We start from the raw sequence: 7,376 nt of genomic DNA, 5'->3' as shown, positions 1-7,376 counted from the left end.
GATTCGCCATCAAAAGGCGATCGAGCTTTACTGACCCAGCACTGGGTTCTTTAAAGTCCGGTCGCCTTCGCGCTCATTATATTGTCCTGCTCTTATGAAATAAGTTCACCCTGTATTAGACGCTTACCCGGAATCAGAGCTTCTTTCTTTTGTTCCGGAGGGCATGCCACCCGGGTTGTCAAAATAGTTCTGAATGATTCTCTGAATAAGCAGCTTCTGATCTGCAGGCGGCTCCGAGTTCAGCCTCAGAAGATCAGTATCGAGATAGCTTGTATCAAAGAACTTCAGCTCAATGCCCTTCTTCAGAAAGGAAAAGTACAGCGTGCAGGCATCCTCCGCATTGTCTGCAAGATCTGACAGCTTACATACCCATAACTGATCTCCGGTATTCATCATGGCAAGAAGCCGGGATACACATGATAGACGCATGGAACGCTCCATACCTTCCATTGGGGCAACCCGGGAATTGGCATGTCCTTTCCGGATCAGCTCCATCCTTTCGGCAGTCAGTTCAAGCCCCTGAAAAACCTCGCCTATCGGAAAAATACGGATGGCTTTTATGTATATGCCAAGGATCGCGATCCTGATGAAGAAGGACAGAGAGAACGCGATCATTCAAAAGACGTTCAGGGCTGTGTCAGTTATATGATGCGATATGCTTCACGGCCGGCAATGGCAGAAAGCCGTATTATCTCCTATAACAAAGAAACCGATGAAGTGGTATGGTTCTATGATGACCACAAGACCGGCAAGAGAATCACCGTTCACGAAACCGGTCTCGATCTTCTCAAGAAGATGATCATCCATATCCAGGATGAAAACTTCAGGACCGTACGATACTATGGCTTTTACAGCCCCAGATCAAAGGACCATCTGGAAAAAATCTATACATGGATCAATCAGAAACGAAATGATGCCAGGACTAAGGAATATCGGAAAAAGCAGCTGACCTCCCGTCTTCATAAGCTTCGTTTCCGTACGATGTGCCTTGATTCTTATAATCGAGATGTTCTACGCTGCAGATGCGGCGAGATCATGTTATATGCGGAAACTTATAATCCGCTGGAAGGAATATCCAATGACAGACAATACCGAGAAAACTGTATTGATGAAATGCGAGAGATGCGGTTACGAAGAAGAAGTACCGCAGAAAGATCTCGATCTCCTTCGTTCAGTTGATAAAGACCCTGAGCATTGTGAAGACCATCTTCTATGCCCTTTCTGCTTAAGCGACATGTACCGCAAAGATTCTTATCATTTCAGAAATCACAATCACAGCTGACAAAGACAGATCAATCCTGAAGATGTTTTTGTCGTGCCATCTCATTTTATATGACCTTGCGGTCATCTTATTCGTTTTATCAAACCGAATTGAAATTCTTATAAGATAAGAAAAGGCTGCAGCCCGTTCCATCTGAGGAAACATGCCGCAGCCGCTTTCCGATCTGTTACTTTCCGAGTCCGTACTTCTTGTTGAACTTCTCGACACGGCCCTGAGCCTGTGCGAATCTCTGACGTCCGGTGTAGAACGGATGGCAGTTGGAGCAGGTATCAACCTTGATTTCCTTCAGGGTGGATCCTGTTTCAAATTCAGAACCGCAGCTCGTGCAGATAACCTTGCACTTGTAGTACTTCGGATGGATGTCCTTCTTCATGTTCGTCTTCTCCCTTCATGCCTTAAGCCTCTATGCGTGCTTAAAGAAAGTGCCTTCATAATATAACATACGCAAATCGCCCTCGCAAGGCCGATTTTCCTATTCCACCATTGCCCGGCAGATCACGCCGCCTAATGCCTTCAGCTTGCCATCGATATTATCGTAGCCCCGGTCAATGTGATACACATCATGAATCTCCGTGACCCCTTCGGCCAGAAGTCCCGCAATCACCAGCGAAGCCCCGCAGCGCAGATCCGTTGCCGTGACCTTGTCTCCGTATAATTTCGAAGGCCCGTGAATCACTGCCATGCCATTGCCGATCTCGATATCAGCACCCATCCGCTGCAGCTCCAGGCAATGCTTGAAGCGCTCCGTATAGATGGTATCCGTCACCTGGCTGACCCCTTCAGCCTGGGTCAGAAGCGGTGTCAATGGCTGCTGCAGATCAGTCGCAAAGCCCGGATACGGCTTCGTCGTCACATCGATGCCATGCAGATGATCCGCATGCCGTACCAGGATGCTGTCGACCCCGATCTCCATATCAACGCCCATTTCCTGAAGCTTCGATGTCAATGCCTCGATATGCTTCGGAATCACATTGCGGATCAGCATCCGATCTGCACACGCAGCCGCCATGATCACAAACGTTCCAGCCTCGATCCGATCCGGAATGATCTCATGGAAACAGCCCCCTAAGGACTTCACGCCATCAATCGTGATGACCCCGGTACCTGCCCCGCGCACATTCGCACCCATCTTGTTGAGCAGCGTTGCCACATCGATGATCTCCGGCTCCTTGGCCGCATTCTCGATGACCGTTCTTCCTTCGGCGTAGACTGCCGCCATCATGATATTGATGGTTGCACCAACCGACGAGATATCCAGGAAGATCTTCGCCCCATGCAGATGATCCGCCCGAATCGTATAGCACCCGCGGTCATACTCCACCGAAGCACCCAGTGCCTCGAATCCCTTGATATGCAGATCAATCGGCCGCGGCCCCAGGTAGCATCCGCCTGGCATCTTCATGCGCACATAGCCATACTTTCCGAGCAGCGCACCCATAAAATAATAAGAAGCCCTGAGTCTGGTCACGACATCCGCATCCAGATCTGTATTCCTCATATGGGATGGATCGATGATCAGATGATCCTCCTTCTCAATCACATCCACATTCAGAATCCTCAGAATCTCCGAAAGAGACTCCACATCTGCGATCCCCGGCACCCCGACAATCGTTACCGGCCCCTCAGCCAGAACTGCAGCCGGAATCAGCGCCACCGTCGCATTCTTCGATCCTGATACGGTGACTTCACCCTTCAGCCGTCTGCCGCCTTCTATTCTGATAACTTCCTGCATTCAATCCTCCCTGCGGATGATCTCCACCATCTGCCAGGCATCCTCAGCCAATTCATCTGCCTGGCTCTGATCCATCCGGAATCCTGTTTCCCGGCGTGCAATCACCCGCATTCCGGCCCTTTTTCCTGCTTCGATGCCGACCGGACTGTCTTCATACACTGCACATTCCTCCGGCGGCATCCCAAGTGCCTCCGCCGCTTTCAGGTACATTTCCGGGTCAGGCTTGGGATGAACCACATCCTCAGCGCTGATCACCTGGTCAAAGAAATCCCGGATCTCCATCTCCCTAAGAGCCCGGTCCACGGAACTCTTCGGAGAAGAAGAGCAGCAGGCAAGCCTGATTCCGGAATGATGAAGGGCTTCAAACGCCTCCTTCACGCCGGGAAAGCGGATCTTGCGATAATTCACCGGATGAGCCAGGTAATACGCATCCGCAAACTGTCTCAGCTCTGACTCAGTAACCTTTCCTTCCAGCAATTCCGTCATGATCCGATACGTTTCCCGCATCGAAGTGCCGATCACCGCATGCAAAGCAGTGTCCGGTCCATGATATCCAAGCTGGCGCATGATTGCAATCGTCTGCTTCATATAAGCCCGCTCGCTGTCGCATAATACGCCATCCATGTCAGAAAGAACTGCCCTGATCATATCGTTACCCGAGGTTTATTCTACTTGATTGAAAAGCACAAAGAAAGCCCCGGCATATCCCGGAGCCTTCAGAAACACCAATGATTTCAGAACTGATTACTCAGCCTTGCCGTCAGAACCGTAAGCCTTGATCAGCTCTTCAGCCTGCTTGATGATTGCCTCGCAACCCGGCTTCAGCAGCTTACGAGGATCATAGCCCTTGCCCTCATGATCCTTGCCAGCTTCGATATACTCGCGGGTAGCCTTTGCGAACACCAGCTGCAGCTCCGTGTTGATGTTGACCTTGGAAACACCAAGCGTGACAGCCTTGTGAACCTGATCAAACGGAATGCCGGAACCGCCATGGAGAACCAGCGGCTTGCCATTGACAGCCTTGTTGATCTCATCCAGACGCTCGAAGTTCAGACCAGCCCAGTTAGCCGGATAGACACCATGAATATTGCCGATGCCAGCAGCCAGGAAGTCAACACCCAGATCAGCAACCATCTTGCACTCAGCCGGATCAGCCAGCTCGCCGGAAGAAGTAACACCATCTTCAGTTCCGCCGATACCGCCGACTTCGCACTCTACGGAGATTCCCTTGGAATGAGCCAGGGCAATGATTTCCTTGGACTTCTCGATGTTCTCTTCGATGCCGTACTTGGAACCATCGAACATGACAGAAGTGAAGCCTACTTCGATGCACTTCTTAGCGCCTTCATAGGTACCATGATCCAGGTGCAGCGCAACCGGAACCGTGATGCCCATTGCATCATGCAGGTCCTTGACCAGATCAGCGACGACCTTGAAGCCGCCCATGTACTTGCCGGCACCCTCGGAGCACTGAATGATAACCGGAGACTTCATCTCCTGTGCAGCAGTCAGAATGCACTTCGTCCATTCCAGATTGTTGGTGTTGAAAGCCGGGATCGCATAATGCCCTTCATGAGCCTTATTGATCATTTCTGTTGCAGATACCATTACCATATTGCAATAAACTCCTCCTGTAATTGCATCCATATTCTAGTCTATTTTCGCATGCTTGAAAAGCATTTCAATTCACCCTCGAACACAGAAAAGAGGCTGAACCATCAGCCTCTCAGTATGACTCGAACCCATTCGGGATATCGAGCGTCTCATCCTCTGCATTCTCTTCAGCTTCATCATCGGAATCATCTTCCAGGTCAGCCGTGTCAGAATTGACTTCCTCGAACTTCCGGCGGCTTCTCAGATCCCATTTGTTCCCCTTCAGAGCCGCAAACCGCCGATCCTCGATCAGCTCATTGTAAAACTGCCGCTTCTTCCTGGTCAGCTGCTCTTCCGGAATATGCATCACTTCCGCAACCTCAGCCCAGAGACGTGCAAACTCCACTTCCGTCTTGCGCTGCGACATGCATCTGTATGCCGCATCAGTCATTGTTTCCTTTCCTGCTGTAGTCATACCTGAATTTTCTCCTGTTTATGATATTGTCCCTCTCCGGGATCTTTGATGAGACCTATTTATAGCACGGTTTCCCGGCTTGTCAATCCATGTTCTGCTTTCCTGCATGCAAGTCGTCTTCTGAAGGAGAAATCTCCCAGACCAGCCGCTGATATACCACCGGCTCTCCATCCGACAGAATCCGGTACACCGCTTCCCAGACTTCTTCGCTGCAGCTAAAACGCTCCAGGGAAGTTTCCAGATACATCTCCCCATACGGACTCGTGACTTTTGCCATGCCCGGCTTTCCTTCCAGCAGTTCCGTCTCGCTTGAGACATCCGCCATCCGCTTCAGCACGATTCTTCCTTCTTCAAACAGAATTTCATTCTTCGCAGAAGGATTCTCTTTCTCCAGATACATCAGCCGGCTTCCGGACAGAATTCCATTGCCATCTGCGATCACCGAAGACCGGTTCTCCAGCAGATCATACTGCGTGAACTTCACATGCACTCTCATCTCAGCCATCATTATAGACAGAAGAAAAGAACCCGGAACATTCATTTCCAGGTTTCTGCATACCATGTTTCATCAGAATCCGAGTTCTTTCGGAAAATAGATCCGATCATCGCTTCTCTGCGGACCATGCACGAGACTATAGACAATGTTCGAAGCTCTTGAAAGCTCGAGAATCTCGCCGCCATGCATGCGTACCCAGATCGCATTGCCCGCATCGCCGGCATAAGGCACATACGGACGCTGTCCTACTTCATCCTTGCAGAGATAGTACCGCGGATCATAGCCAAGTGCTTTCTCCTTTGCGCGTACCTTGCGGATATTGGAAGGAGAAGCCTCCATGAAGTCAAACAGACCGCGGTTCAATAACCGCTTTGACAGATCTGACAGAATCGGATCTCTTGCCTTCGTCAGCTTCTCAAACGCATACGCACACGAATACTCATCCAGGGAAAAATATTCTTCCAGCGAAAGCTTCTTCCCGCTGATCAGCGTATCAAGCTGCGGAATCGTCTTCGGCATCTTGCCTTGGGCATGAAGGTCTCTCATCCTGCGGAACAAGCTGTCCAGCATATTCTCATAGCTCCTTGCTGTCGGATGATAATAAACCTGCCAGTACATGTGATAGCGGGCCATGATGTAATTCTCTACCGCATACGTTCCGCTTTCCTTCACGACAATGCGGTCATCTGCTACTCGCAGAATCCGCAGCAGCCGTTCCAAATCAAACTCGCCATACTTTGTGCCCGTGAAATACGCATCTCTCAATAGATAATCCATGCGGTCCGCATCCAGCTGCGCACTCACCATCTGCGGCAGCAGCGGATTGGAAGACTGATGCCGGATCACATCCGCAACATCCTTTGACAGTCCTGCCGCCGCATGTTCCAGGATTCCCGAGATTTCCGGATCTTCTTCTACAACCCGGCACGAATACAATTCATGATTCTCTCCGGAAATCCGTTCAAATGCATGCGAATACGGTCCATGCCCGATATCATGCAGCAATCCTGCAAGCATGACCGTGACTTTCTCACGCTCATTCAGCGCCTTTGAGATATCCGGAACCTCCGTGACCATGCGCCGCACCAGCTCATACACGCCAAGCGAATGCCCGAAGCGGGTATGATCTGCAGTATGGTAGACCATAAACGCCCCGCCAAGCTGCCGGATTCTGCGCATCCGCTGGAACCAGGCAGAATTGATGCACTGCCATACCACCTGATAATCCACATGAATATAGCCATGGATCGGATCTCTCAGCACCTTGACTTCATCTGTCTTCTCAAACATGCTGATCCTCTTCCAGCAGCACCACCGCCTGCGCACAGACCCCTTCGCCTCTGCCCACGAAGCCGAGTCCTTCTCCGCGCGTTGCCTTCACGCTGATCTGATCGATCGGGCAGTCCAGGGCCAGGGCAAAATTCTCTCTCATCTTCTGAATATGCGGAGCCATCTTCGGCTTCTCAATCAGAACCAGGCAATCCGCATTGCCCATATGGTACCCTTTCTCCTTCATCATCCTCGCTACTTCTTTCAGAATGATCTGGGAATTGACCCCCTCCCACTTCGGGTCGGTATCCGGAAACCACTTTCCTAGATCTCCCAATGCCAGTGCTCCGAGAATCGCTTCAGCCAATGCATGGGTCAGCGCATCTGCATCACTATGCCCGACCAGTCCTTTCTCATATGGAATCTCCACCCCGCCAAGCACCAGCTTCCTGCCTTCTGCCAGCCGGTGAATATCCGTTGATTGTCCGATCCGCATCATAACTTCTGTCTCCTTGCCATCATCATACCG

10 protein-coding genes are annotated in these 7,376 nt (G+C 50.9%); 1 reads left to right on the top strand and 9 read right to left on the bottom strand.

Going from position 1 to position 7,376, the window contains the following annotated elements; genetic code table 11:
* Positions 1–123 precede the first annotated feature (123 nt).
* Entirely contained in the window at positions 124–495 is a 372-nt protein-coding gene (locus tag FYJ51_RS11300) for a recombinase family protein (protein ID WP_205946313.1), read from the bottom strand.
* On the opposite strand from FYJ51_RS11300, the gene FYJ51_RS11295 reads away from it, so the two are divergent.
* Positions 472–1,179, top strand: coding sequence for a transposase (locus FYJ51_RS11295; protein WP_105304744.1), 708 nt, complete (start codon positions 472–474; stop codon positions 1,177–1,179). The two genes, FYJ51_RS11300 and FYJ51_RS11295, sit on opposite strands and share 24 nt — an antisense overlap.
* A gap of 269 nt (positions 1,180–1,448) precedes the next feature.
* Here the strand turns inward: FYJ51_RS11295 and rpmE are convergent, their stop codons facing one another.
* From rpmE to ispF, 8 genes are all read right to left on the bottom strand, one after another.
* Complete coding sequence (rpmE, locus tag FYJ51_RS11290) at positions 1,449–1,655, bottom strand: 50S ribosomal protein L31 (protein WP_105304746.1); 207 nt, start codon at positions 1,653–1,655, stop codon at positions 1,449–1,451.
* A 99-nt stretch (positions 1,656–1,754) separates the two neighbouring features.
* Entirely contained in the window at positions 1,755–3,014 is a 1,260-nt protein-coding gene (locus FYJ51_RS11285; RefSeq protein WP_154505706.1) for a UDP-N-acetylglucosamine 1-carboxyvinyltransferase, read from the bottom strand.
* Positions 3,015–3,662 carry an HAD family hydrolase gene (locus FYJ51_RS11280; protein ID WP_154505704.1) on the bottom strand — a complete coding sequence of 216 codons (648 nt, stop codon included), beginning with the start codon at positions 3,660–3,662 and terminating at the stop codon, positions 3,015–3,017.
* A gap of 96 nt (positions 3,663–3,758) precedes the next feature.
* Entirely contained in the window at positions 3,759–4,628 is an 870-nt protein-coding gene (fba, locus tag FYJ51_RS11275) for a class II fructose-1,6-bisphosphate aldolase (protein WP_105304749.1), read from the bottom strand.
* A 112-nt stretch (positions 4,629–4,740) separates the two neighbouring features.
* Complete coding sequence (rpoE, locus tag FYJ51_RS11270; RefSeq protein ID WP_105304750.1) at positions 4,741–5,082, bottom strand: DNA-directed RNA polymerase subunit delta; 342 nt, start codon at positions 5,080–5,082, stop codon at positions 4,741–4,743.
* 82 nt (positions 5,083–5,164) lie between these two features.
* Positions 5,165–5,578 (bottom strand): DUF1934 family protein, encoded by a 414-nt coding sequence (locus tag FYJ51_RS11265; RefSeq protein WP_205946312.1) that lies wholly within the window; start codon positions 5,576–5,578, stop codon positions 5,165–5,167.
* A 72-nt stretch (positions 5,579–5,650) separates the two neighbouring features.
* Entirely contained in the window at positions 5,651–6,868 is a 1,218-nt protein-coding gene (locus tag FYJ51_RS11260) for an HD domain-containing protein (RefSeq protein WP_105304752.1), read from the bottom strand.
* On the bottom strand, positions 6,861–7,346 hold the full coding sequence (ispF, locus tag FYJ51_RS11255; RefSeq protein ID WP_105304970.1) for a 2-C-methyl-D-erythritol 2,4-cyclodiphosphate synthase: 486 nt from the start codon (positions 7,344–7,346) through the stop codon (positions 6,861–6,863). Before ispF ends, FYJ51_RS11260 begins: the two co-directional genes overlap by 8 nt.
* Between the last annotated feature and the right edge of the window lie 30 nt (positions 7,347–7,376).

The sequence above is a fragment of the Stecheria intestinalis genome (assembly GCF_009696165.1).
Lineage (GTDB): Bacteria > Bacillota_I > Bacilli_A > Erysipelotrichales > Erysipelotrichaceae > Bulleidia > Bulleidia intestinalis.
Note: the sequence above shows the minus strand (reverse complement) of the source record. Positions and strands in the feature narration are given on the sequence as shown.

Bases quoted from the DNA above. Each gene is read 5' to 3' on its own strand.
- FYJ51_RS11300 (WP_205946313.1), bottom strand. From the start codon at position 495: ATGGAGCTGATCCGGAAAGGACATGCCAATTCCCGGGTTGCCCCAATG.
- rpoE (WP_105304750.1), bottom strand. From the start codon at position 5,082: ATGACTACAGCAGGAAAGGAAACAATGACTGATGCGGCATACAGATGC.
- FYJ51_RS11265 (WP_205946312.1), bottom strand. From the start codon at position 5,578: ATGAGAGTGCATGTGAAGTTCACGCAGTATGATCTGCTGGAGAACCGG.
- FYJ51_RS11295 (WP_105304744.1), top strand. From the start codon at position 472: ATGTCCTTTCCGGATCAGCTCCATCCTTTCGGCAGTCAGTTCAAGCCC.
- FYJ51_RS11260 (WP_105304752.1), bottom strand. From the start codon at position 6,868: ATGTTTGAGAAGACAGATGAAGTCAAGGTGCTGAGAGATCCGATCCAT.
- rpmE (WP_105304746.1), bottom strand. From the start codon at position 1,655: ATGAAGAAGGACATCCATCCGAAGTACTACAAGTGCAAGGTTATCTGC.
- FYJ51_RS11285 (WP_154505706.1), bottom strand. From the start codon at position 3,014: ATGCAGGAAGTTATCAGAATAGAAGGCGGCAGACGGCTGAAGGGTGAA.
- ispF (WP_105304970.1), bottom strand. From the start codon at position 7,346: ATGATGCGGATCGGACAATCAACGGATATTCACCGGCTGGCAGAAGGC.
- fba (WP_105304749.1), bottom strand. From the start codon at position 4,628: ATGGTAATGGTATCTGCAACAGAAATGATCAATAAGGCTCATGAAGGG.
- FYJ51_RS11280 (WP_154505704.1), bottom strand. From the start codon at position 3,662: ATGATCAGGGCAGTTCTTTCTGACATGGATGGCGTATTATGCGACAGC.